The sequence below is a fragment of the Pseudomonas morbosilactucae genome, from assembly GCF_023241715.1.
In the GTDB taxonomy this organism is placed as follows: Bacteria; Pseudomonadota; Gammaproteobacteria; order Pseudomonadales; family Pseudomonadaceae; genus Aquipseudomonas; species Aquipseudomonas morbosilactucae.
Window position 1 is genome coordinate 1 of sequence record NZ_JALQCW010000111.1, and the last position, 24325, is coordinate 24325.

Annotated in this window: 19 protein-coding genes and 2 pseudogenes; 15 read left to right on the forward strand and 6 right to left on the reverse strand. The window is 64.3% G+C overall.

Annotated elements, in window-relative coordinates:
* A partial coding sequence (locus tag M1B34_RS32075) for a hypothetical protein (RefSeq protein WP_268267265.1) occupies window positions 1–202 on the reverse strand: 202 nt, incomplete at its 3' end.
* Window positions 203–352: 150 nt separating this feature from the next.
* On the reverse strand, window positions 353–1147 hold the full coding sequence (locus M1B34_RS32080; protein WP_268267266.1) for a DUF4349 domain-containing protein: 795 nt from the start codon (window positions 1145–1147) through the stop codon (window positions 353–355).
* A gap of 190 nt (window positions 1148–1337) precedes the next feature.
* Between M1B34_RS32080 and M1B34_RS32085 the strand changes: the two genes are divergently transcribed.
* Window positions 1338–1751, forward strand: a complete 414-nt coding sequence (locus tag M1B34_RS32085; protein WP_123331396.1) for a PaaI family thioesterase — start codon at window positions 1338–1340, stop codon at window positions 1749–1751.
* A 42-nt stretch (window positions 1752–1793) separates the two neighbouring features.
* On the opposite strand, the pseudogene rtcR reads toward M1B34_RS32085, so the two are convergent.
* Window positions 1794–3391: pseudogene (rtcR, locus tag M1B34_RS32090) on the reverse strand (RNA repair transcriptional activator RtcR).
* Window positions 3392–3595: 204 nt separating this feature from the next.
* Here rtcR and M1B34_RS32095 point away from each other — a divergent pair.
* From M1B34_RS32095 to M1B34_RS32125, 7 genes and pseudogenes are all read left to right on the forward strand, one after another.
* Window positions 3596–5145: pseudogene (locus tag M1B34_RS32095) on the forward strand (RNA-binding protein).
* A 676-nt stretch (window positions 5146–5821) separates the two neighbouring features.
* Window positions 5822–7048, forward strand: a complete 1227-nt coding sequence (locus M1B34_RS32100) for an RtcB family protein (RefSeq protein ID WP_123331402.1) — start codon at window positions 5822–5824, stop codon at window positions 7046–7048.
* Window positions 7049–7052: 4 nt separating this feature from the next.
* Window positions 7053–8384 carry a HEAT repeat domain-containing protein gene (locus tag M1B34_RS32105; protein ID WP_268267267.1) on the forward strand — a complete coding sequence of 444 codons (1332 nt, stop codon included), beginning with the start codon at window positions 7053–7055 and terminating at the stop codon, window positions 8382–8384.
* A gap of 18 nt (window positions 8385–8402) precedes the next feature.
* Window positions 8403–9047, forward strand: a complete 645-nt coding sequence (locus M1B34_RS32110) for a hypothetical protein (RefSeq protein WP_268267268.1) — start codon at window positions 8403–8405, stop codon at window positions 9045–9047.
* 20 nt (window positions 9048–9067) lie between these two features.
* Window positions 9068–9856 (forward strand): nucleotidyltransferase domain-containing protein, encoded by a 789-nt coding sequence (locus M1B34_RS32115; protein ID WP_268267269.1) that lies wholly within the window; start codon window positions 9068–9070, stop codon window positions 9854–9856.
* Window positions 9857–9864: 8 nt separating this feature from the next.
* On the forward strand, window positions 9865–10899 hold the full coding sequence (gene rtcA / locus M1B34_RS32120; protein ID WP_268267270.1) for an RNA 3'-terminal phosphate cyclase: 1035 nt from the start codon (window positions 9865–9867) through the stop codon (window positions 10897–10899).
* 179 nt (window positions 10900–11078) lie between these two features.
* Window positions 11079–12215, forward strand: coding sequence for a M50 family metallopeptidase (locus tag M1B34_RS32125; protein WP_123331411.1), 1137 nt, complete (start codon window positions 11079–11081; stop codon window positions 12213–12215).
* Window positions 12216–12234: 19 nt separating this feature from the next.
* On the opposite strand, the gene M1B34_RS32130 is transcribed toward M1B34_RS32125, so the two are convergent.
* The gene (locus M1B34_RS32130) at window positions 12235–13842 is read right to left on the reverse strand and encodes a carbohydrate porin (RefSeq protein WP_482827992.1); all 1608 of its coding nucleotides are present in this window, start codon (window positions 13840–13842) and stop codon (window positions 12235–12237) included.
* Between the two features lie 175 nt (window positions 13843–14017).
* Between M1B34_RS32130 and M1B34_RS32135 the strand changes: the two genes are divergently transcribed.
* From M1B34_RS32135 to leuD, 6 genes are all read left to right on the forward strand, one after another.
* Entirely contained in the window at window positions 14018–15298 is a 1281-nt protein-coding gene (locus M1B34_RS32135; RefSeq protein WP_268267271.1) for an MFS transporter, read from the forward strand.
* A 20-nt stretch (window positions 15299–15318) separates the two neighbouring features.
* Window positions 15319–16794 carry a glycoside hydrolase family 32 protein gene (locus M1B34_RS32140; RefSeq protein WP_268267272.1) on the forward strand — a complete coding sequence of 492 codons (1476 nt, stop codon included), beginning with the start codon at window positions 15319–15321 and terminating at the stop codon, window positions 16792–16794.
* 88 nt (window positions 16795–16882) lie between these two features.
* Window positions 16883–17881, forward strand: coding sequence for a LacI family DNA-binding transcriptional regulator (locus tag M1B34_RS32145; RefSeq protein ID WP_268267273.1), 999 nt, complete (start codon window positions 16883–16885; stop codon window positions 17879–17881).
* A 127-nt stretch (window positions 17882–18008) separates the two neighbouring features.
* Window positions 18009–18302 (forward strand): DUF3144 domain-containing protein, encoded by a 294-nt coding sequence (locus tag M1B34_RS32150; RefSeq protein ID WP_123331419.1) that lies wholly within the window; start codon window positions 18009–18011, stop codon window positions 18300–18302.
* Window positions 18303–18566: 264 nt separating this feature from the next.
* Window positions 18567–19988 (forward strand): 3-isopropylmalate dehydratase large subunit, encoded by a 1422-nt coding sequence (gene leuC, locus M1B34_RS32155; RefSeq protein ID WP_268267274.1) that lies wholly within the window; start codon window positions 18567–18569, stop codon window positions 19986–19988.
* A complete protein-coding gene (gene leuD / locus M1B34_RS32160) occupies window positions 19984–20598 on the forward strand; it encodes a 3-isopropylmalate dehydratase small subunit (RefSeq protein ID WP_268267281.1) in 615 nt (204 codons plus the stop codon). Before leuC ends, leuD begins: the two co-directional genes overlap by 5 nt.
* A gap of 40 nt (window positions 20599–20638) precedes the next feature.
* Here the strand turns inward: leuD and M1B34_RS32165 are convergent, their stop codons facing one another.
* The gene (locus M1B34_RS32165; protein ID WP_123331424.1) at window positions 20639–21562 is read right to left on the reverse strand and encodes a LysR substrate-binding domain-containing protein; all 924 of its coding nucleotides are present in this window, start codon (window positions 21560–21562) and stop codon (window positions 20639–20641) included.
* Between the two features lie 235 nt (window positions 21563–21797).
* Between M1B34_RS32165 and M1B34_RS32170 the strand changes: the two genes are divergently transcribed.
* Window positions 21798–23138, forward strand: a complete 1341-nt coding sequence (locus tag M1B34_RS32170) for a 2-hydroxycarboxylate transporter family protein (RefSeq protein ID WP_268267275.1) — start codon at window positions 21798–21800, stop codon at window positions 23136–23138.
* Window positions 23139–23141: 3 nt separating this feature from the next.
* Here the strand turns inward: M1B34_RS32170 and qhpR are convergent, their stop codons facing one another.
* Window positions 23142–24197, reverse strand: a complete 1056-nt coding sequence (gene qhpR, locus M1B34_RS32175) for an AraC-like transcriptional regulator QhpR (RefSeq protein WP_268267276.1) — start codon at window positions 24195–24197, stop codon at window positions 23142–23144.
* Between the last annotated feature and the right edge of the window lie 128 nt (window positions 24198–24325).

Below are 24325 nucleotides of genomic sequence, written 5' to 3' on the forward strand. Positions count from 1 at the left end.
CGACACGGCGTTCGATCAAACGATCCGAGCCGCCTTCAGCCACGCGGCGCTCGATCAGACGATCCGAACCGCCCTCAGCCACGCGGCGTTCGATCAGACGATCCGAGCCGCCTTCTGCAACGGCGGAGTGAGTGAAGGTGGCGGCGAAGGTGTTGGCTGCCAGTACCGAGAACGCGAGGCCGAGAATGATGTGGCGTTTCATGAGGGTGTGCTCCGGGGTGTGTGTTGGGTATGGAGCAGAGGTTACGCGAGGGATTTTTTTAGAGAACTTCATTGGGTCGATGGTGACCATCGACGCCGATGATGTTTGGTGCAGCAGGAGCCGTTAAGCGGGCCCCTGCTGGGGGAGGGGTCAAGGGCGGCGGCGGATGAACTTGCGCCACAGCCAGACCCAGAGCATGGCCAGCGGGAAGGCGAGGATCAGGAACGGCAAGGCGTAGCTGCCTTTCTCCAAGGCCTGGGCGGTGCCGTCGGACAAGTTGTCCAGCAGGTTGGCGAAGGCCTGTTTCAGGTTGGACCGGCGTTGTGCGCTGTCGCTGGGCTGGAAGTCCAGGGTCACCCGGTTGGTGTCCAGGCGGCGCTGCTGGCCGGCGGCGGTTTGTGCCAGGGCCAGCAGTTCGTTCTCGATGGCCACCTGCTCGCGACTGAGCACGACCAGGTCGCTGACACTGATGTCGCGGCGCGCCGCCAGCTCGTCCAGGCGTCGTTGCTGGGCCTTGAGGCGGTCCTGTTGCCGCTGCACATCGGCCACGGCGTCGGCCAGGTCTTCGGCGGTGGTGATGCGTTCACCCAGCTCGGCGCCTTCGGACGCCAGTTTGACCAGGGGCTCCACGCCTTCCGGGGCGATGCGCAGGATGATCCGGGAGCGGTACTGGCCCTGTTCCAGGCGCAGGATGTTGCAGGCGCCGAAACTGGCCTGTTCGCAGGCTTCGCGGGTCGCCTCTACGCGCGCGGCAATCTGCGCCGACGGCAAGGACAGGCTCAGTTCATGTTCGTAGGCCAGCAAGGCACCGGCCCTGCCCTTGGCGCCTGCCACTTCTGCCGATGACGAGCGCTCGCTGGGTGAGCAGGCGCTCAGGGCGAGGCTGCCGAGCAATACCAAAGCCAAGGCCCCGAATGAGGTGGGGCGGCGGTCCTGAAGGTGCATTGTTTCTCCTTGATGGCGGGGGCAAGTGTCAGGGCGCGCATCTTAACGCCGATTGCCGCGGTACGGCGGTTTGTGTGGGGCTTATTGCAGTCAATTCCCGGGGCTGATGCAGATGGGCGGCGCGGTGGATCTGGACTACACCTGCGACCACTGCGACGTGCAGTGTCATCAACCTAGCCAGGAGCGCCCCATGAGTGAATCGGATCTTCCCCCCGGCTTCCAATTGTTGCCCCGCAGCAGCCCGCTGCTGACTCTGATCGGCCCGGTCTACTGCCGTGGCAGCGGCCTGGACCTGCACCTTGGCCTGCGCGCCGACGAGCGCCATGCCAATGGGCGCGGCACGGTGCACGGCGGCATTCTTGCCACCCTGGCGGACATCGGCATGGGCTACGCCATGGCCTTTTCCAGCGACCCGCCGGTGCCGCTGATCACTGCCAGCATGAGCCTGGATTACCTCGGTGCGGCGCAGGTCGGGGAGTGGATCGAGGTACGCCTGGAGCATTCCCAGCGCGGGCGGCAGCTGGCGTTTGCCGGCGTGGTGCTGACGGTGGGCGAGCGGGTGGTGGCGCGGGGCAAGGGGGTGTTTGCCGTGCCCCGGGAGTGAAGTCGGCCCAGGGTGCGCGGGCCGTTAGCTGGAGGGGGAGGGCTAGTCGCTGATCTGTTTCCAGTCCAGGCCGAAGCGCGCCAGGTACTTGCGCAAGCGATCGGCATCATTGGGGTTGGCCTTGCCCTGGCGGGACACGCCAAACAGCGTGCGCCCGGCCGCCGACAGGCTGTCGGCCTGGCGACACACCTTGACCACTTCCTTGAGTTGCAGGCGGTCGAACAGGTCCAGCTCCAGGTCCTCGGCCAGCAGGCCTTGCAGCTCGTCCGGTTCCTGGCTCAACCCCCAGGCGTGGCGCAGGCGCTGGATCTCTTCTTCGGCCTGGGTTTCGTCGATGCGCCCGCTGTCGGCCAGGGTGGCCATGCGCGTGATGGAGGCCGAAAGCTCGCGGAAGTTGCCCAGCCAGGCCGCTTCGCTGGAGCTGGCAAAGGCCAGGTAGCGGCGCCGTGCCTCCAGGTTGAAGCGCACCAGGTGCCCCTGTTCCCGGGCATGGCGCTGCAGTTCGAAGTCGATGTTGGGTTCGATGTCTTCACGGCGCCCGGCCAGCCCCGGCAGGTCGAAGGTCCAGAGGTTGATCCGTGCATACAGGTCTTCGCGGAACAGCCCTTCGGCCACCCGGCCCCGCAGGTCGCGGTGGGTACCGGCAATGATCAGGAAGTCGCTGTCCACTTCCTTGTCCGAGCCCAGGGGGAAGAAGCGCTTCTCCTCGATGGCCTTGAGCAGCATGGCCTGCTCGTCCAGCCCCAGTTCGCCGATCTCGTCGAGAAACAGCATGCCGCCGTCCGCCGCCCGGAGCAGGCCGTCCCGGGCATTCTGGGCTCCGGTGAACGCGCCCTTGATATGGCCGAACAGTGCCGACATGGCGCCGTCGCCGCGCAGGGTGGCGCAGTTGACCTCGACAAAACGCCCCTGGACCTGGTGCCGGCTGCGCTTGAGTTCATAAATGCGCCGGGCCAGGAACGACTTGCCGGCACCGGTGGGGCCAATCAGCAGCATCGGCGCCTTGGAGCGCACCGCGACCCGTTCGATCTGCTCGATGCAGCGGTTGAAGGCGGCATTGCGGGTGGCGATGCCTGACTTGAGAAAGGCCAGACCCTCCAGGCGCTGGTGGGCGAAGCGCGAGGCGATGCGGTCGTAGCGCGACAGGTCGAGGTCGATCAGCGCATGGGTGCCGGTGGCGCGTTGTTCTTCGTCGCGGCGCCGGGCCGGGGACGTCTGGATCAGCCGCGCCGGAAGAAAGCGCGCCTCGGTCAGCAAGAACCAGCAGATCTGCGCCACGTGGGTGCCGGTGGTGATGTGCACCAGGTAGTCCTCGCGTTCGGTGTCGAAGGCGTAGGCGCTGGTGAAGTCGTGCAGGGCGCCGTAGACCTCCTCGAAGTCCCAGGGGTTGCGCAGGGGCATGGGGTGCAGGCGCACTTCGGTCTCGGGGGAGACCTGGCGAATGTCGTCGCCACCCGCCCGGCCAGGCTGACGTCCCGTGCGTCGACGCCGTGAATCAGCTCCAGCCGATGAATCAGCACGTCCTCCTGTTGGCACAGGCCGACGCTGGGCCGCCAATGGCCCCAACGGTTGGCCCCCTTACCGACACGATCAAGGGTGGAGCCGATAAAACCGATGGCGACCGTGGGCTTGCTCGACATGTTTATACCTAGAGATAAGTAGCGATACGAAAGGATAAATAATTGGGTGTCGGCCTGTCGCTGATTTTTCCTTAATAAAATAAATTAAATAAAAATATTGTTTAAAATCAATAACTTAAAAATTAAATCACGGCCAGAAAACAAACTGGCACGTGCCCTGCAATCACTCTGGCAACGAAACGGATAACAGAGCGAGATGCCATCATGGCCAACCCCCAGCTGTTCAACACCCAACAGGCAACGGCCGCCGCCAGCAACACGCTGAATGCCTCCAAGGCTCCGGCCTATGCCTACAGCGCCAAGCATCGGCTGGCGCAGTTGGCGGCGACGGGTTGCCTGAGCCAGACCTTTTACACCTCGGCCGACAGCCAGCTCGACAGCGTGCTGCAACTGGTGGCCCAACTGGACAGCCGCTACGTGGCCAAGGCTGCTCGTTACGCTCGGCAGCAGGGCCACATGAAGGACATGCCGGCGTTGATGTTGGCGGCCCTGGCGGCCCAGCGTTCCTCGGTGTTGCCAGAGTTGTTCGAGCACGTGGTGGACAGCGGCAAGATGCTGCGCAACTTCGTGCAGATCCTGCGCAGCGGCGCCACCGGGCGTAAGTCCCTGGGTTCGCAGCCCAAGCGCCTGGTGCAGAACTGGTTGAACAACGCCAGCGAATACCAATTGTTGCAGGCCTCGGTCGGCAACCAACCGTCCCTGGCGGACGTGGTGAAGATGGTTCACCCCAAGCCGGCCGAGGCTGGCGCGAAGCCTTCTTTGCCTGGTTGATCGGCAAGCCGGTGGATGCGCAGGCATTGCCACCGCTGACCCGGGCCTTGCTGGCCTTTCGCAGCGGCGCCAGCAGCGAGTTGCCCCAGGTGCCCTTTATGCTGCTGGCCAACGAGACGCTGAGTGCCGAGCAATGGGCGGCCCAGGCGCGCAACATGGGGTGGCAGGCCTTGCGCATGAACCTCAACACCCTGGCGCGCCACGGCGCGTTCAAGGTGGCGGGTTGCACTGACTATGTGGCGGCGCGCCTGGCGGATGCCGAGGCCGTGGCCAAGGCCCGGGTCTACCCGTACCAGTTGCTGGCGGCCTATCGCATGGCCGGCGCCGAGGTGCCGGGCAAGGTCCGCGAGGCGCTGCAGGATGCCCTGGAGTTGTCATTGGCCAACGTGCCGGCCTTGCCAGGTTCGGTGGTGGTGTGTCCCGACGTGTCGGGCTCGATGCACAGCCCGATCACCGGTTATCGCCAGGGCGCCACCACCGCGGTGCGTTGCATCGATGTGGCGGCCCTGGTGGCGGCAGCGGTGGTGCGCAAGCAGCCAGCGGCGCGGGTGATGCCCTTTGAAATGAGGGTGGTGGACATCCAGCTCAACCCGCGGGACAGCGTGATGAGCAATGCGCAGAAGCTTGCGGCGATTGGCGGCGGCGGAACCCACTGTTCGGCGCCCCTGGCCAAGCTGGCGGATGACAAGGCCAAGGTCGATACGCTGATCCTGGTCTCGGACAACGAGTCGTGGATGGATGCCCGGCGGCATGGGGCGACTGAAACCCTGCGCCAGTGGCAGCGGATCAAGGCCATCAACCCGCAAGCGCGGCTGGTGTGCATCGACCTGCAACCCGGGGCCACGACCCAGGCCATGGACCGCGAGGACATCCTCAACGTCGGCGGCTTCAGCGACGCAGTGTTTGACCTGATCGGCCAGTTCGCCTCCGGGCAGTACGGCACGCAGCACTGGGTCGAGGCGATCGAGGCGTTGGCGCCCTGATCGGCAAACCATGGAGTCAACCGTCCGCCGCAAACACGGCGGACACCGGAGTTTTTTGTTCACAGGCCCTGAATGCCGTCGAGACTACATCCAAAGGCGTCTCGGCCATTCTTGTCAGGGCCGGTGACGGCACGAATGCGGGTGGCTGTACATGATGGTTAAGGCCGGTTCGATTCCGGCCATCAGTCACCGTTGTTGTCGTGCCAACTGATTTGCAGGTTTTTTGCGACGAATGCAGGTGGAACTACATCCCACGTTCGTGATGCGGGTTCGATTCCCGCCGGTGCCTGAAGAGGGCACCGTAGTTTAAAGGGCAGAACACGAAACTTATGTTTCACCGTTCCCTTGTCGTCGCACGGTTTTGCCCACTTCGGTGGGTCGGCAGCGAATGCCACAGGTACTACATGGTGTCGCGGGTTCGAGCCCCGCCAGCCGCAAGGCTGTAGCTCAGTGGGTAGAGCCTATGTGCCTGTTCCTCTTGTCGCTGCCCGCAGGCCTGGCCTGCACTGATTCATCAGCCTTTACACCGAACATCGCTGTCCCGTAGGCGCTGGCTTGCCAGCGAAGAGGCCCGAGAAATGGCCTTCACCGGCACGCCGAACGCCGCCCGGCGGCGCCTACAGGCAAACTATTGAACAGGGCCGGATCACCGGCCACAGGAAGAAGAGACAAACACATGGAAAACAAAACCTACCAACTGCTGGAAGTGGCCAACGGTAAGCCGATCAAGATGTGGACCCAGGGTGTGCCTGTGGAAAGCGAGGCCCGTGAGCAGTTGATGAACACCGCGAAGATGCCGTTCATCTTCAAGCACCTGGCAGTGATGCCCGATGTGCACCTGGGGAAAGGTTCCACCATCGGTAGCGTGATCCCCACGGTGGGGGCGATTATCCCGGCCGCAGTGGGGGTGGATATCGGTTGCGGAATGATCGCCGCGCGTACGTCGCTGACCGCATCCGATCTGCCGGATAACCTGCAGGGGCTGCGTAGCGCCATCGAGCAGGCGGTGCCCCACGGGCGAACGTCGCCACGTAGCGGTCGGGATAAAGGCGCCTGGGGTGAAGTGCCGCAGGCCAACGATCAGGTGTGGAAGGCGCTGCATCCGGGGTTCAAGGCCATCACCGATAAGTACCCGCGGCTGGCCAACACCAACAACCGCCAGCACCTGGGAACCCTGGGTGGCGGTAACCACTTCGTCGAGGTGTGCCTGGATGAAGCCAACCGCGTCTGGTTCATGTTGCACAGCGGTTCCCGTGGCGTAGGTAACGCCATCGGTAACCTGTTTATCGAACTGGCCCAGGCCGATATGCGCCAACACATCGCCAACCTGCCGGACCGCGACCTGGCGTACTTCGAAGAAGGTAGCGAGCATTTCGATGATTACGTGCAAGCCGTGGGTTGGGCCCAGGATTTTGCCCGGCAGAACCGCGAACTGATGATGCAAGCGGTGATCCAGGCCACCCGCCAGGTGATCAGCAAGCCATTCGAGGTGGCCCTGGAAGCGGTGAACTGCCACCACAACTACGTGCAGAAAGAGCGGCACTTTGGTGAAGAGGTGCTGGTGACCCGTAAAGGCGCGGTGTCGGCTAAAAAGGGTGAGCTGGGAATTATTCCGGGTTCCATGGGGGCCAAAAGCTTTATCGTGCGCGGCCTGGGTAACGAGGAAGCGTTCAGCTCCTGCAGCCACGGTGCCGGGCGAGTCATGAGCCGAACCAAGGCCAAGAAGCTGTTCACCGTGGAAGACCAGATCCGCGCCACCGCCCACGTCGAGTGCCGTAAGGACGAGGCGGTGATCGACGAGATTCCCATGGCCTACAAGGATATCGATCAAGTCATGCACGCCCAGCGTGAGCTGGTGGAAGTGCTGCACACCTTGCGTCAGGTGGTGTGTGTAAAGGGGTAGGAACATGAGTGACAGGGAAGAGTGGCAAAGTTGGCATTACCAGCTCTCGGACTACGAAGCGGCGCAGGTTCGCGACGTGCTGGAGCAACACGACCACCTCAGCGCGTGGTTGATCCTCAGCCGCTTCGGCAATGGTTTTGTCCGCGAGGCGGCGTTGCGGGCCTTGGTCGCCCAGCCGTCGGCCGAGGCCCTGGAGGCGCTGCTGGAACGCCTGAATGACTGGGTGCCGCAAGTCCGGCAACAGGCAGCGGTTGCTGTCGAAGCGTACCTGCTGCCGGCGCGCGCCGAGCTGTTGTTGCAGGCCCTGGCGCCGCTGTTGGCCCTGGCCGACAAGCAGCGAGTGGACCATGGCCAGACCCTGGCTCGGGCCCGCGGCGTGTTGCTGGCCCCCGAGGTACGGCCCCAGGTGCTGGCGGCGTTCGTAGGCGCCCGGGGCAAGGTGGCGCGCTGGCTGTTGGCGCTGTTGCTGGAAAGCACCCGTGAGCCTTTGGCGTTGCTGGCCTTGGCCCTGGCCCACGATGAGGTGACGGTGCGTCAGCGGGCCGTGGACGCATGCGCCGAGTTGCCGCCGGCCGAGGCCCGGCCGTTGCTGGAACAGGCCATGCAGACCTGCGGCGCCAGCGTCCGGGTCAAGGCCTTGCGGTTGCTCTGGCCGTTGCTGGATGACCCGCGGCCGGCGTTGCGGGCGGCGTTGCTCGATCGTTCGGCGGCCCTGCGTTGCCTGGCCCGTTGGGCGGCGCCACAGGTCGGCTTGGACAGTCGCGATGTGTTGCTGGAACGCCTGGCCGAGCCATTGCCACGCACCAAGGACGCGTGGCTGGGCCTGGTGGGGCTGGCTCGGGAACTCAAGGCTGCCGAGGCGGACGCTATGTTGCGTGAGGCGCTGGGTTCAGCGTCGCTCCAGGTGCGGGTGCAAGCCCTGGAGGCCTTGGGCGAGCGGGGCTTGGTCGAGCAGATCGCGGCCCTGGACGACCCCGCCGACAAGGTCTTCGCCTGTGCCCTGCGGTTATTGCGGCAACAGGCCTTGACCGATTACCGCGACGCTGTGGAGCAGCGCCTGGACCAGCACTGGCACGAGCTGCCCGAGCCACGTCGGCAAGCGTTGTTGAGCTGCAAGCCAGGGTGGCGCCAGTTGCAATACCTGTTGCGCCGCCATGACCAGGCGCCCGCCGAGGCTGCCCATTGGCTGGAGCAACTGAACCGCTGGTGTGCCTGGCCATTCAGCTTGCAGGTGCCCAAGGGGCAAGAACCGCAACGCGAGGCCTTGTTGCTGCGAGTGCAGCAGATGGAAGAGGCGGGGCATTTACCGTCTGGATCGGCAAAGCGCCTGCGCTGAGCCTTTGAGGAAAGAATCATGGAAGTAGTATCGAGTCTGAAGGACCCGCACGCCTCGATGGCCCTGCGCAAGCGCCTCGAAGAGGCCGGCGTGGTCTTCGAATTTGTGGCCTATGAAGTTTCCCCCGGTGTGGCAGTGGATGAAGCCCTGCATCGCCAAGCGGTGAATGCCCTGTTCGAGCAGATGCTGGCCGACCGTCGCGAACGCCATCGCTTGTTTATCCAGGACCCGCGTTACGCCGATGTGCCCTTTGGCGCGTACCTGGCCTGGGACCTGGACCGGGCACGCATGAGCCCCCTGACCCAGGAAGACATCCAGGACTTGAGCCGCACCGACCTGCAAGACGGGCCGGCGGCGCTGTTCCGGGCCTTTTGCAACCCGCCCTATGGCACCCGTTTTGCCGCGGGTGACGACGAGGCCTGCGCGCTGTTCAGCCAGTGGCTGGCCCACTTGGGGCTTGAGCCCGGGGAGCCGCTGCAGGTGCTGGATTGGGTCAAGGGCTACGAACTGGATTGGCAGGACAGCACTGAGTCGCCGGCCGACAGCGAGCTGTGGAGTGATTATTTCGACGAAGGGCTGGAGTGGTGGGGCGTGTGGTGCCTGAGCATCTGGAACCCCGCACGCCGAAGCCTGAGCGTGGTGCTGGCCAGCACCACGGATTGAACAAGGACTGGGAAATAGCAATGGACGTCAATGAACGCCACCCGCTCAGCGATGCCATGCGCGAGCGGGTGCTGGAGGAACTCGCGCGACTGGAGCGCGAGCGCAATGTCACGGTGTTGTATGCCTGTGAATCGGGCAGTCGGGCCTGGGGGTTTGCCTCTACCGACAGTGATTACGATGTGCGTTTTGTCTACGTGGAAAAGCCCGAGTGGTTTGTCCAGGTCGATCCCGCGCGGGACGTGATCGAGCGGCCCCTGGACGATGAGTTGGACATCAGCGGCTGGGAATTGCGCAAGACCCTCGGGCTGTTGCGCAACTCCAACCCGACCCTGCTGGAATGGCTGGACTCGCCCCTGGTGTATCGCCGCGAGAGCGCCGCGACCCAGCGCCTGCAGGCCTTGGCCGAGGCCTTCTACAACCCGCAGGCGGTGCGTTACCACTACCTGTCGATGGCCCGGAAGAACTTCCGCGGCTACCTGCAAGGCGAGAGCGTGCGCCTGAAGAAGTACTTCTACGTGCTGCGGCCGCTGCTGGCGGTGCGTTGGATCGATCAAGGGCGCGGCCGTCCGCCGATGACCTTCGCCGATCTACTGAGTACCGTCGACGACCCGCTGTTACTGGCGGAAGTGGCCGAGCTACTGGTGCTCAAGCGCAATGCCGATGAGGCGGCCTACGGCCCGCGGCGTCCGGCTTTACATGCGTTTATCGCCACCGAGCTGGCCCGTGAAGCGCCGCCGTTGGCCCGTAATCGAGAAGACACGGCGTTGTTGGACCATTACCTGAGAGAGACGGTCCGGCACTACGCCTGAGGAATGTGATGAAACAGGATGTCATTGAACTGGACGGCGCCATCGGCGGCGGCCAAGTACTGCGCAGCGCCCTGAGCCTGTCGATGCTCACCGGCAAGCCCCTGCGTATCCACAATATTCGCGCCCGGCGCAGTCGCCCGGGGCTGCTGCGCCAGCACCTGACCGCCGTGCAGGCGGCGACCCAGATTTGTGGCGGTAAAACCCTGGGGGCCGAGCTCGGTTCCCAGGCCTTGAGCTTCGAGCCGGGGCCGATTCGTGGCGGTGACTACCGCTTCGCCATCGGCACTGCGGGCAGTTGCACCCTGGTCTTGCAAACCCTGTTGCCGGCGCTGTTGCAGGCCCCGGAACCCAGCCGGATCAGCATCAGCGGCGGCACCCATAACCCTATGGCACCGCCGGTGGATTTCCTCGAGCGCGCCTGGTTGCCGCAACTGCGGCGCATGGGCGCCCAGGTAGAACTGCAACTGCTGCGTCACGGGTTTGTCCCGGCGGGCGGCGGCGAGCTGGAGGCGTTTATCCAGCCTTCGACCTTGCAGCCGCTGCAGTTGGAGCAACGGGGAGCGTTGTTGGGCAGCCAGGCCAGGGCGGTGATCGCCGGGGTGGCCGAACACGTGGCCGAGCGTGAATTGTTGCGGGTCAACCGGCGGCTGGAGCTGCCCTGGGCCCAGTTGCACACCGAAGTGCTCGACGAAGACTACGGCCCGGGCAATGTGTTGCTGCTGGAGTTCGCCTGCGAGCAACTGACTGAAGTCTTCAGCGCCTTTGGCCAATCCAACCTGCGGGCCGAGACCGTGGCCGACCGCGCCATCGATCAGGCCCGGGGCTGGCTGCACAGCGAAGCGGCCGTGGCCGAACACCTGGCGGATCAACTGCTGTTGCCCATGGCCCTGGCCGGCGGCGGCAGCTTCACCACCCCGAGCATGAGCGAACACTTGCAGAGCAATATCGCGGTGATCGAACGCTTCCTGCCGGTGCGCATAGACTGCACGGCGCACCCGGCCGGTGTGCTGCGTGTAGAGGTGAAATCCCAGGGCGCTCTGTAGGGGCCGGCTTGCCGGCGATCACGTTCTTGAGCGCCATAGCGTTCTCGCGGCCGCCTTCGCTGGCAAGCCAGCTCCTGCAAAACGCTGTTTGGCGGCGATCCTGGGTTGAATTGGCGGGGTGGAAGCTGGCAGTCTGCGCGCCCGGATAGCTGCCGGGTTGACTCTCAAGGATGTTCGCAATGGATGGCAATACCGGGTTCAAGGCCCTGAACAAACTGATGGCGATTATCCAGAGCCTGGTGTTGCTCAGTGGCTGGATCATTGCGGCGGCGGTGCTGGGGTTGACCATCAGGTCCGAGTTGCAACCCTTCCTGGCGATGTTCCTGGCCTCGATGCTCGGCATCATGGGCCTGGTGGTGCATGAAGGCGGGCATTACCTGGGCGCCCGCTATTGCGGGATGCCGGTGTTGCTGGCGCGGGTCGCCGCCGTGGAGCTTCAGGTATTGCGGCGCGGCTGGCGGCTGCGCTGGTCGCCCCAGCTCAAGCGCAATCGCTTTGGCGGTTATGTGATTGCCGCGAGCAACCCGCAGCGGCCGTTGCGTCGGCAGTGGATGGTGATGGTGGTGCTGGGGCCGCTGCTGAACCTGCTGGTGGGTAGCCTGGCCCTGGGGTTGGGCCTCTACTGGTCGGGCCTGCAAAGCGTGGCAGGCGGTGTGGCCCTGGCCTTCGCGGCCATCAACCTAGTCATGGCCGTGGGTAACTTGATACCGGTCTGGCGGGTCTCGCCCAGCGACGGTTTGCTGCTGTTTTCCTGGTACCTGCATCGCGATGACCAACGGCAGGATATGGCCCAGGCGCGGCTGCTGGCCTTGACCGTGGCCGGTGTGCCCAGCGGGCAATTGCCGGCGGCGGACCTTGAGCGGCTGGCCCAGGGGGCCATGACTGAAACCCTGGTTGCCTTCGGCTATCGGCTCAATGCCCGGCAGGACCAGGGCGACTGGCCGGCGGTGCTGGAGATGGAGCAGGAGCTGGACGCACTGCTGCAAGCCCGAGCCGCAGAACTGGCCGGCATGAGCAGCCTGATCGAGTTGCTGCGCGGCGAATTGGCCTTCAGCCGAGCCTATGTGCAGCGCGACGTTACGCCCTTGAAAACCACCTGGATGAGCGACGATGTCGACTGGTACGCGCCCTGGCTGCGGCCGCGTTGCCTGGCCTTGCGCGCCATCCTTGAGGGCGATTGGCAGCAGGGCGAGCAGCATCTGCAACGGGCGTTGCGGGCCGCGGACAATTGCGTGGTGTTGTCCCAAGGCCAGAGTGAAGCCTTGTTGGCCGCGCACCTGCGGAGCCTGTCGGCAGCCCAGCACCCGGGCGCATGAGCTGCGCGGGCCAGCACCCTTAGAACCAGGTCTCCATTTGCACGCCGAACTGCCAGTCGCCACCGGATTTGAAGCCTTTCTGCCCCAAGTCGTCGCTGGCGCTGAAGTGGTCCAGGTCCCGGGACCAGTTCATGTAGGTGGCGAACAGGCGCAATTCGGGGCGTACAAAAAAGTCCCCGGTCTGCGCCTTGAACGTGGGGGCGAAGGTCAGCTTCCAGAAATCGCCCTGGGCCGCCTGCCGACCGTCGTAGCCCAGCGCTTGTAGGTCCATGGTTTGCCAGCTCAGTTCGTAGAGCATTTCAACGTTGCGGCTCAGCTCATTGGCCAGTCGCAGGTTCAGGGTCAGGTAGCGATAGTCGTCGCCGGGCACATAGCGGTCCTGGCTGTGTTCGGCGATCAGTGCCGGGGCCAGGCGCCAATCCTGATTCAGCCGGGTATGGCCATAGAACGCCAGCCGCAGCGTGCGCGCCTCGCTCAGCAAATCGCCGTCGGCGCCGATGCTGTTGACCTCGGCTCCGAGCCCGCGGCCATAGAGCAGCGCGGTCTTGAAGTAGCCCTCGCGGCCGAAAAAGTCCGGGCGATGGTAGGCGAGCATGCCGTGGGAACCGCCTTCGGCCGGGCTGAACCCCGCCTTGTTCAAGCGGCTGCCGTGGCCCTGCGCCAGGGGGTTGTCCGGGTCCAGGTCGGCGTCGTTGTTTTGCGCGGTGATGCCGTTGAGCATCAGCTGCCAGCGGCCCTGGTCGAAGAACTGATTGACCGTGGCCACGTAGCTGCGGATGTCTTGCTTGTCCTCGGTGCCGAAGTCGCCGTAGGAACGGCTCATCAACGAGGCATTGAGGCGCCAGTCGTCGCTCAGGTGCAGGTCGTAGATGCCGCCGCCGGTGCCGGCCAGGAACACGATGCCGCGGTCGAGCCAGTGGATGTCGTAGTTATCCCGATCAAAGCGCTTGCCGGCCCACAGCGTGGCGTCGCGCAGCAGCGGGCTGTCGCGAAACGACGCCAGGTGATCCAGCTCGGCATAGGCCTGGCGCACATTCAGCGCGCTTTCGGCGGCCGTCCAGTCGTTGGGCGTTTCCAGGCCGTCGGCGAGCATCAGCGCATAGCGCGAGCCTGTGCCGTTGCTGGCGCGATCCTCTTTGCTGACCTTCGCCTCCATGTAGGTATCGACCTCATTGCCCAAGCGCCCGATGGCACCGCCGACCGAGCCGGCGGGGGTCAGGTAGGGCCCGCCACGGCCAGCGCCTTTGCCGTCGGTCATGATGCCGGAGCGCGCATAGGCGCTGAAGGTCAGGCCAGGGTCGGGCTTGGCAACGGCTGGGGAGGGCGGGTTCGCCGCGTGTTGGGCCAGGGCGTGTTGTTGAGCCTCGACTGAGGCCACTCGTTGTTCCAGCGACGTTGGCGCGGTGCCGGGCCTGGCTTGGGCGATTTGCTGGTTGAGCCGCGCGACTTCCTGGCGCAGGCCGGCGGCTTCGGCTTGCGCCTGGGACGCCCGGGCTTCGGCTTGGGTGGTGCGGCTTTCCAGTCGGGCCAGGCGTTCTTCGAGGCTGGGCGGTGGTGCACCGAACAGCTGTGGCGAAAGCGCCAGCAAGCACAGGCCGGCGAGGGGCCTGGAAGTCGTAAACGTCATGTTCAACCCTTTTGTTTTTGTAGTGGGGGCCAGCAAATACGGGCCTTTCACCCGAAGCGAGCATCAAGTTGCCGTGCACCGTGGTGCTGGGAAATGCTTGACAGCGAGCATTTGGAGGACGCGTAATGGAGTGAGATGTTAACGTTAACTTAGATAAAAACAAGAGAGGCGTCATATGCAGTTGTCAGTCAAACGCGAGTACTGGCTTATCAGCGGGCTGCTGTTCTTTTTCTTCTTCGCCTGGTCTTCCAGCTACTCCCTGTTCTCCATCTGGCTGCACCGCGAGATTGGCCTGAACGGCACGGAAACCGGCTTTGTGTTCGCGGCCAACGCTGTTGCCGCGCTGTTGATCCAACCGTTCTATGGCGCACTCCAGGATCGCCTCGGCCTGTCGAAAAAACTGCTGGTGTGGATCGGCTTGCTGCTGTGCTGCGCGGCGCCGTTCGCGATTCATGTCTACGCCAACTTGCTGGCCCAGAACGTGGTACTGGGGGCGGTGGTTGGCGCGGCATTCCTGGCCTTGGCCATGTTGGCCGGGGTGGGCGTGATCGAGTCCTACACCGAGCGTTTGTCGCGCCATGCGGGCTTCGAATTCGGCATCACGCGGATGTGGGGATCGTTGGGCTGGGCCTCGGCGACCGGGGTGGTCGGCGTGGTGTTCAACATTGACCCGGACATCGCGTTTTACATGAGCAGTGCCGCGGGTGCGGTGTTCCTGCTGATCCTCTCGCGGCTGGACATCCGGTCGTTCGCCAATCACCCCATCCACAGCAGCGGCGCGCCCGCCGCGCCGGTACGCCTGAATGACTTGTGGAGGCTGTTCACCCTGCCGCGCTTCTGGGCCTTCAGCCTGTACCTGACCGGGGTGTGCGGCATCTACATGATCTACGAGCAGCAGTTTCCGGTGTATTTCTCTTCGTTTTTCGCCACGCCGGAGGAGGGCACCCGCGCCTACGGTTACCTGAACTCTTCCCAGGTGCTGCTCGAAGCCGCCTGCATGCTGCTCGCGCCCTGGGTGGTCGGGCGCACGGGGGCCAAGTACGGGTTGATCCTGGCGGGCAGCATCATGTTTGTGCGCATCCTCGGCTCCGGGCTGGCCAGCGAAGCCTGGACCATCGGCGCCTGCAAGATGCTGCACGCCCTCGAAGTGCCGATCCTGCTGGTCTCGGTCTTCAAATACATTGCCCTGAATTTCGACTCGCGGCTGTCCGCGTCCATCTACCTGGTGGGCTTCCAGTTCGCCCAGCAATTGACCGCGATGCTGCTGTCGCCCCTGGTGGGATACGGCTACGACCACCTGGGTTTTGCCAGTGTCTACCTGCTGATGGCGGGCCTGGTGTGCGCCAGCCTGCTGCTGTCCTGGACCTTGCTGCGGGCCGACCCGCCGCGCCCGTCGCCCCAGGCCCGCGTCGCGGAGGCGTCGCCTGCCAATGCCCCGTCAGTCACCCCGTTATGAACCTTTGTAAGGACTCCCCCATGCCCTCTGAACGGCTGGACCAGGCCCATCGCGCCCTGGACAACACATTGCCCCGACGCCGTGACGACTATCGCCTCGGTTATCACCTGGCGCCGCCGGCGGGTTGGATGAACGACCCCAACGGGCTGGTGTATTTTCGCGGCGAGTACCACGTGTTCTATCAGCACCATCCCTATTCGGCGCAATGGGGCCCGATGCACTGGGGCCATGCGAAAAGCCGTGACCTGGTGCACTGGGAGCATCTGCCGATCGCCTTGGCGCCCGGCGACGAGTACGACCGGGACGGCTGCTTCTCCGGTTCCGCCGTGGTCGCCGACGACACCCTGTACTTGCTGTACACCGGGCACCGTTGGTTGGGCGAACCTGGGGATGACCAGCGCATCCACCAGGTCCAGTGCCTGGCCAGCAGCACCGACGGCCTGGTTTTCACCAAGCACGGGACGGTGATCGAGGCGGCGCCCGATTCGCAGATCATGCATTTTCGCGACCCCAAGGTCTGGCGGCGCGGCGAGCACTGGTGGATGGCCCTGGGCGCCCGCCACGGTGATGACCCGCAGTTGCTGCTCTATCGTTCCGAGGACCTGCGTCAGTGGCATTTCCTGGCGTGTGCCTTGGCGGGCCAGCGCGACCCCGACGGCTATATGTGGGAGTGCCCGGACATGTTCGAGCTGGACGGGGTCGATGTGTTGCTCTATTCGCCCCAAGGCCTGCAACCCAGTGGTTATGACAACTGGAACCGCTACCAGAACAGCTATCGATTCGGCCTGCTGGACGATGCTGGGCATTTCTCCGAGTGCGGAGAACTGTACGAGCTGGATCACGGTCACGACTTCTACGCCGCCCAGACCCTGCTGGCGGCGGATGGCCGACGCCTGCTCTGGGCCTGGATGGACATGTGGGACAGTCCCATGCCGAGCCAGGCTCATCATTGGTGCGGTGCGCTGTCGTTGCCCCGGGAGTTGAGCCGCGACGGCGAGCGCCTGCGCATGCGCCCGGCCCGGGAGCTGACCGCGTTGCGTCGCACGCCACACCGCGAGCAAGTGGGCATCCTGACTTCCCAGCGTCGGTCCCTGGCAATGGGCGGCGCGTTGCTGGAACTGGAGTTGCAGTTGGACCTGGCCGCCAGCAGCGCGGAACGCTTTGGCCTGGCCGTGCGTTGCAGCGCCGATCATCAGCAGCAGACACTGTTGTATTTCGACGCCATGGCGCGACGCCTGGTGCTCGACCGGCAACACTCGGGGGCCGGCGTCAGCGGTGTGCGCAGTGTGCCGGTGGCCCCTGGGCAAACTCGGATCGCGCTGCGGATCTTCCTCGATCGCTCCTCCATCGAAGTGTTTGTCGATGACGGTGCCTACAGCCTCAGCAGCCGTATTTACCCGGACCCCGACAGCCTCGGGATCAGTGTGTTTGCGCTCAATGGGGCAGGGGCGATGGGTGAGATTCGCGGCTGGGAGCTGGCCGACCTCCAGCTCTGAGCGATGCCCGCCTGGCTAGGCCGCGTGTTGTCAGGTTTTTGCCAGGCATGACATGATGCGCGGCCAGATCAGGCAATGGCATCGGCACATGGCTTCAGTCAAAGATGTCGCACGGTTGGCGGGCGTGTCCTTCATGACCGTGTCCCGGGCGATCAACACCCCGGAAAAGCTCAATCAGGAAACCCTGAACAAAGTCCGTCAAGCCATCGAAACCCTGGGTTACGTCCCCAGTCTTTCGGCGCGCAAGATCCGTGGCGGCCACTCCCGCGGCAAGACCATCGGCGTCTTTGCCCTCGACACCGCCACCACCCCGTTCGCCGTTGAGATGCTGCTGTCCCTGGAGCGCACCGCCCGGGAAAATGCCTGGAACGTGTTTATTCTCAACGTCTTCGAAACCCCGCCCACTGCCCAAGCCATCGACCTGATGCTGTCCCATCAACCGGATGGGATCATTTTCAGTGCCATGCAATTGCGCACCGTGGACATTCCCCCGGCGCTGCGCAGCCTGCCGTTGGTGCTCAGCAATTGCGTGAGCGCGGCGCCCGGGGTGGCGTGTTATGTCCCGGACGACGAAGACGGTCAGTATCAGGCCATGCGCCAGGCCCTGAGCAAGGGTTACCGACGGCCGTTCTGCCTCAACCTGCCCCGCAGCAGCCTGGCCTGGGGCCTGCGTCAGCAAGGGTTGGCGCGGGCCCTGGCGGAAGCTGAGTTGCCCCTGGCGGACGTGGCGCAGTACGACCTGTCGACCGATGACGCCTACGGGGAAACCATCGGTGCCCTGGAGCAGCAATTGCACAGTGAGGACGGTCGGCCGGCGTTTGACCTATTGGTGTGTGGCAACGACCGTATCGCCCTGGTGGCCTACCAGTACCTGCTGGGTCGCGGCTTGCGCATTCCCGAAGACGTCGCCGTGTTGGGCTATGACAACATGATCGGCGTCGCCGAGCTGTTCTACCCGCCGTTGAGCACCGTGCAACTGCCGTATTACGAAATGGGCCGGCGTGCGGCCCTGCACGTGATCGAAGGGCGTGACGAACCGTTCATTCACCGGGTGGCGTGCCCGCTGGTGGAGCGCAAGTCCTGGTAGGCGGCGCTTCTCACTCCCCGCCTGCGCACGACGATCAAACAGACGGCCTGTAAAAGCCATCGGCCCGGCAGGGCAAACCTCTTATACTGCCGCGCTTTATTGATCCCACCGCAACGAGGAACGCCCCTTGGCCAACGAAATCGATCAGGACTTCTACAACCGCGCCGACGCCATTATCGAGCTGGCAAACACCCATATCGCCGACAGCAGCCGGGGCAAGTCGAGCGCGTCGCTGATGTACGCCAACGCGCGTTTCAGTGCCTGGGTCAGTGCCTGCGGTTGCCGTAACGTCGAGGAACTGGCAGCGGCCAAGCAACAGGCCGTGGATTACTTCGTCGAAGAATTCCGCCTGATGATGGAAGAGAACCTGACCGACTACATCGAGAACTTCGACCGCTACATGAACCCGCAGTCGAACTGACGGGCCCGGTGGGCCGGGCCGCTGGCTATGCAGCCGGCCCGCCCGCCGCTCCAACCCTCTATCTACTTTGATAAACGCTGGGTCCGGACGCTGCGGATCGATCTTCAGGGTGGTTGTATAGAACACGAATCGTGAACTTTAAAAACACTTTCTCGGCATTGATGCGCGATATGAAGTGAATATGCTGGGCACGAACACGCCGCCAAGGCGCTGTGACCGTGATGTCTTCGGACTCTCGCACAACAATTCAATAGCGAGCCTGCCATGAGTCAGCCCAGAACCCTCTACCAGAAGCACATTGATGCCCACACCGTCTGCACCCTGGACGATCACGGCCATGTGCTGCTGTACATCGACCGTCAGGTTGCCAACGAGTACACCAGCCCCCAGGCCTTCAGCGGCCTGCGCGAGGCCAAGCGCCCGGTGTGGCGACCCGCCGCGACCCTGGCGGTGGTGGACCACGTCAACCCCACCAGCCCGGCGCGCAATGCCGCGATGACCGACCCGGGCGGTGCGCGGCAGGTGTCGTACTTCACCGAGAACTGCCTGGATTTCGGCATCGAACTGTTCGACGTGCTGGACCCGCGCCAAGGCATCGAGCACGTGGTGGCCCCCGAACAGGGGTTTATCTTGCCTGGCATGGTGGTCGCCGCCGGTGACAGCCACACCACCACCTACGGTGCCCTGGGCGCCTTTGGCTTCGGCATCGGTACCTCGGAGATCGAGCACCTGCTGGCCACCCAGACCTTGGTCTACAAACGCCTGAAAAGCATGCGGGTCAAGGTTGAAGGCATCCTGGGCGCGGGCTTGACCTCCAAGGACATCATCATGGCGTTGATCGGTCGCATTGGCGCGTCCGGCGCCACCGGCTACGCCATCGAGTTTGCCGGTTCCACCATCGATGCCCTGAGCGTCGAGGCGCGCATGACCATTTGCAACATGGCCGTGGAAGCGGGCGCACGCGGGGCCTTTATGGCGCCGGACGCCAAGGTCTACGCCTACCTGGCCGACAAACCCCGGGCACCCAAGGGCGAACTCTGGGAGCAGGCGCTGCGACGTTGGGCCGATTTGTACAGCGACCCGGGGGCGGCGTTTGACCTGGAAGTGGTCCTGGACGCCAGTACCCTGCAGCCCATGGTCACCTGGGGCACCAGCCCCGACCAGGTGTTGGCCATTGGCGAGCGGGTGCCCGACCCCTTGGCGGAAAGTGACCTGATCCGTCGCCAGGACCTGCAACGGGCCTTGCGCTACATGGGCCTGGAAGCCGGTGAGCGCTTGACCGACATCGCCATCAGCCACGCCTTTATCGGCTCTTGCACCAATGCCCGCATCGAAGACCTGCGGGACGCCGCCAGCGTGGTTCGCGGGCGCAAGGTGGCGGCCCATGTGCGGGCCATGATCGTGCCCGGCTCGACCCTGGTGCGCGAGCAGGCCCAGGCCGAGGGGCTGGCGGATATCTTTATCGCGGCGGGGTTCGAATGGCGCCAGTCCGGCTGTTCCATGTGTTTGGCGATGAACGATGACGTGCTCGCCCCGGGGGATCGCTGCGCCTCCAGCACCAACCGCAATTTCGAAGGCCGCCAGGGCGCGGGTGCGCGCACCCATTTGATGAGCCCGGCGATGGTGGCGGCCGCCGCTATCAGTGGCCGCCTGGCCGATGTCCGTTGTCTGTCCCGGGAGTATTGAGATGACGCCTTTCACTGTGGTCAGCGGCCATGCCGCGCCGATGCTGGCGGCCAACGTCGATACCGACGTGATCATGCCCAAGCAGTTTCTCAAGGGGATTGACCGTGCCGGCCTGGATCGCGGGTTGTTCTTTGACCTGCGCTTTCTCGCCGATGGCCGGCCCAACCCCGAGTTCATCCTCAACCAGGCACCCTGGGCCGATGCGCAATTTTTGGTGGTGGGCCCCAACTTCGGCTGCGGCTCCAGCCGCGAGCACGCCGTCTGGGGGCTCAAGCAACTGGGGATTCGGGCGCTGATCGGCACCAGCTTCGCCGGGATCTTCTTCGACAACTGCCAGCGCAACGGGGTGTTGCTGATTCAACTGCCTGAGGCGCAATTGCAGCGCCTGGGCAGCCAGGTCGCGAAGCCGGGCCACCAGGCAATCAGCATCGACCTGCAGGCCCAGCAGATTGCCCTGGACGATGGCCAGGTCCTGGCGTTCGACATCGACCCGTTGCGCAAGGACGCCTTGCTCTTGGGGCTGGACGCCATCGGCAGCACCTTGCAGCGTACCGAGGCGATCCGTCGTTTCGAAAAAGCCCACCTGCTGGCCAATCCCTGGCTGGCGTGAAACCTGCCTGGACTCGGCTCGGCTCGGCTCCGCGCCGGGTTCAGGGCGACAGGTGCTTGAAGTGCGCCTCAAGAAACTCGACGCACACCCGCAGCTTGGCCGAGTCGGCCAGGCGTGTCGGGTACACCGCCCAGACGTTGGCGCTCTGGCTGTAGTCGTGCAGCACCTGGACCAGCTTGCCCTGGTCCAGCAGCGGCTTCACGTCCCACATCGAGCGCAACAGAATCCCCCGGCCCTTGAGGGCCCACTGCAAGACGATCTCGCCGTTATTGGATGACAGCGGGCCGCTGACCCGCACCGTTTCCTCACGCGCGCCCTTGCGCAGGTGCCACACGCCAAACGGGTTGTTGCGCTCCTTGAGCACCAGGCAATCGTGCTGGTCCAGGTCCTGCAAACTCTGTGGCGTGCCCCGTTGCGCCAGGTAGTCGGGGGTGGCGCACAGCACGCGCTGGTTGGCCACCAGGGGCCGGCTGATGTGCTGGCCCGGCAGGTCGTCACCCACGCGAATTTCCAGGTCGAAGCCTTCGGCAATGATGTCCACCACCCGGTCGAACACATCCAGGCGGATTTCCAGGTCGGGGTAGGCCATGGCCAGTTCCGCCACGGCCGGGGCGACGTGGTTGCGGCCGAAGCCGAAACTGCTGCACAGGTGCAGCAAGCCCCGCGGCGCCTTGCGCGCTTCCGAGAGTTCGCCGATGAACTCGTCAAGGTCATCCAGGATGCGCACGGCCCAGCGTTGGGTGCGTTCCCCGGCTTCGGTCAGGGCGATGCGCCGCGTGGTGCGATGCAGCAGCCGGGTGCCGAGGGTTTTCTCGAGGATCTGAATACGCTTGCTGACGTAGGCCGGGGACAACCCCAGCTCATCCGCGGCGCTGGCAAAGCTGGATTTGCGAATCACCGCGAGGAATACCCGTAGGTCTTCCGGGAGGGGTGATTGCACACGATGTGTGTTTGTAGTGCTCATGATTAGCGTGTTTATTTAACCAAAAGGCCAGCATAGCATCCCTCTGACGCTGCATTGAACTGTGAGCGTTCCGTTCATCCTCAGATAAAAACAAACAGAGGAAACCGTCATGAGCCTGTTGTCCCTATCCTTCGCCCGGCTATCGCTGTGCCCCCGACGATCACCTGTTCGCGCCCAATTCCCGGCGTGCCGCTGAGCCACGCGCCGTTCCCGTTTTTGCGTATCAGGTGACCCTATGAACGACTCCCTCGACACCCCCGTTTCCCCTGCAGACAGAAATGCCTTCGGCCGTTGCCTGCGCAGCTTGCGCGACTATGAAATCGGTGTGATTCCCCTGCCGTATTTCATCGGCATCGCGCTGATCGTGTTCCTCTCCGCGCACTTCGGTTACCTGCCGAAAAACATGATTGGCGGCCTGGCCGTGATCATGACCCTGGGCGTGTTTTTCGGCCAACTGGGCCAGCGCCTGCCGATCCTCAAGGAGATTGGCGGCGGCGCCATCCTGTGCCTGATGCTGCCTTCGGTGCTGGTGTTCTACGGCTTCTTCGGCAGCACCACCATCGACGCCACCAAGATGCTGATGAAGGAGGCCAACTTCCTGTATTTCGTCATCGCCAGCCTGGTGGTGGGCAGCATCCTCGGCATGAGCCGTTTCATCCTGGTGCAGGGCATGATCCGCATGTTCGTGCCGTTGCTGGTCGGCACCCTGGCGGCCGTGGCGGCGGGCATCGCGGTCGGTGCGCTGTTCGGCTACAGCGTCTACCACACGTTCTTCTTCATCATCGTGCCGATCATTGGCGGCGGCATCGGCGAGGGCATCCTGCCCCTGTCCCTGGCCTATTCGGCGATCCTCGGCGGCACCCCGGAACAGTACGTGGCGCAGCTGGTGCCGGCGGCAGTGGTGGGCAATATCGTGGCAATCATCTGTGCCGGGGTGCTGGCGCGGCTGGCCCTCAAGCGTCCGTCGCTCAACGGCGACGGTGTGCTGATCCGCGCCAAGGCGGAGAACGATGCGTTCCAGGTTCAGGAGGAGGCCAGTGGCGGCATTGACTATCGCTACATGGGCGCCGGGGTGCTGCTGATCTGCGCCTTTTTCATCCTCGGCGGCCTGCTGGAGAAAGTGGCGGGTATTCCGGGGCCGGTGATGATGATCCTGGCGGCGGTGGCCTGCAAATACCTGCAACTGCTGCCGCGTAACCTGGAGGAGGGCAGCAAGTCGTTCTACAAGCTGGTGTCCACGGCCTTTATCTGGCCGGTGATGATCGGCCTGGGCATGCTTTATGTGCCCTTGGACAGCGTGGTCAAGGTGTTTTCCGTGGGTTACCTGGTGGTCTGCACGTCGGTGGTGGTGGCCATGACCCTGGCCGGGTTCTTTATCGGCAACCTGCTGAAGATGTACCCCATCGAATCGGCCATCGTCACCTGCTGCCACAGCGGCCTGGGCGGCACCGGGGATGTGGCGATTCTGTCGGCGTCCAACCGCATGGGGCTGATGCCCTTCGCGCAGATTTCCACGCGCATTGGCGGGGCCTCTACGGTGATCCTGGCGACCGTGCTGCTGAAAATCTTCGCCTGACCGTCAGGCGTGCCCGGCGCTGCGCCACTGTTTGGGGCTGAGGCCGAACCAGCGTTTGAAGGCCCGGGAGAAGGCGCTGGTTTCCGAGTAGCCGAGCAGGGACGCGAGCTGGGTGACGCTGAGGTTCTGTTGCTTGAGGTGGTTCATCGCCGACTCCTGGCGGATCTGGTCCACCAGTTGGGTAAAGCTCAGGCCCTGGTCCCGCAGCTTGCGTTGCAGGGCCCACTCGGACAGGCCCAGGGTGTGGGCGACGTGCTCCAGCGCCGGTTCGCCCAGGTGCAGGATGGCCAGAATGGCCTGGCGCGCCTGGTCCAGCAGGCCGTTCTCACTGCCGCCGTCGCCCAGTTGGCGGATGGCGTCCTTGATCAGCATCAGCAGCATCGGGTCACTGCCGGGCATGGCCTGGCCGGCCAGGTCCTGTTTGGGAATCAGCACGCTGTTGCAGCCCTGGCCGAAGCGCACCTCGGCACCGAACACCTCGCGGTGCTCGTGCCAGTCCAGGGGCTTGGCGTGTTCGAAGGCCACTTCCCGCGGTGCCCAGTCGGCGCCGAGTACATGGCGCACCAGGTTGGTGGCCATGCCCATGGTCAGTTCGGCGTCCTGGCGCCGCTCGCTGATGGCGCCGTGGCGCACCTGATAGTCGAAGCGGTAGCAGTCGCCCTGGTCCACCAGCTGGATCAGGCTGCTGTGCTGGTGAAAGGGGAAGGCCGCAGCAAAGTTGATCAGCGCCTCTTCCAGGGTCGCCGAGCACAAGCCGATATAGCCCAGCAAGCCCAGGGCCTGGGGCTGAAATTGCTGGCCGTAACGCAGGCCGAAATTGTCGCAATGGGTTTGCCGCGCGGCCTCTTCCAGCACCCGACAGTAGTTGGGCAGGGGCAGGCTGAGGGTCGGGTGCAGCAGCTGTTCGGGGTCGATGCCGGAGCAGCCGAAGACCCGGTCCAGGTCACCGCCGTGCTGGACGATAAAGCCGTCCAGGCCGTTGGCTGCCGCCGACAACACCCCGCAATTGCTGGTGCCGGGGGCGTGCGACGTCGAAGGTGAGAACAGGGACTGGTGCATGGAAGTGAAGGGCCATCAAGCTGTGTATGAATTTCATTCAAGCAAATGTCATACCTTGTTACGTGTTCCGGACCGCCCGTCCTGATCCGCCAGCGCTCGGGGCAGGGCCACAGGCCCGGTCTTGACTT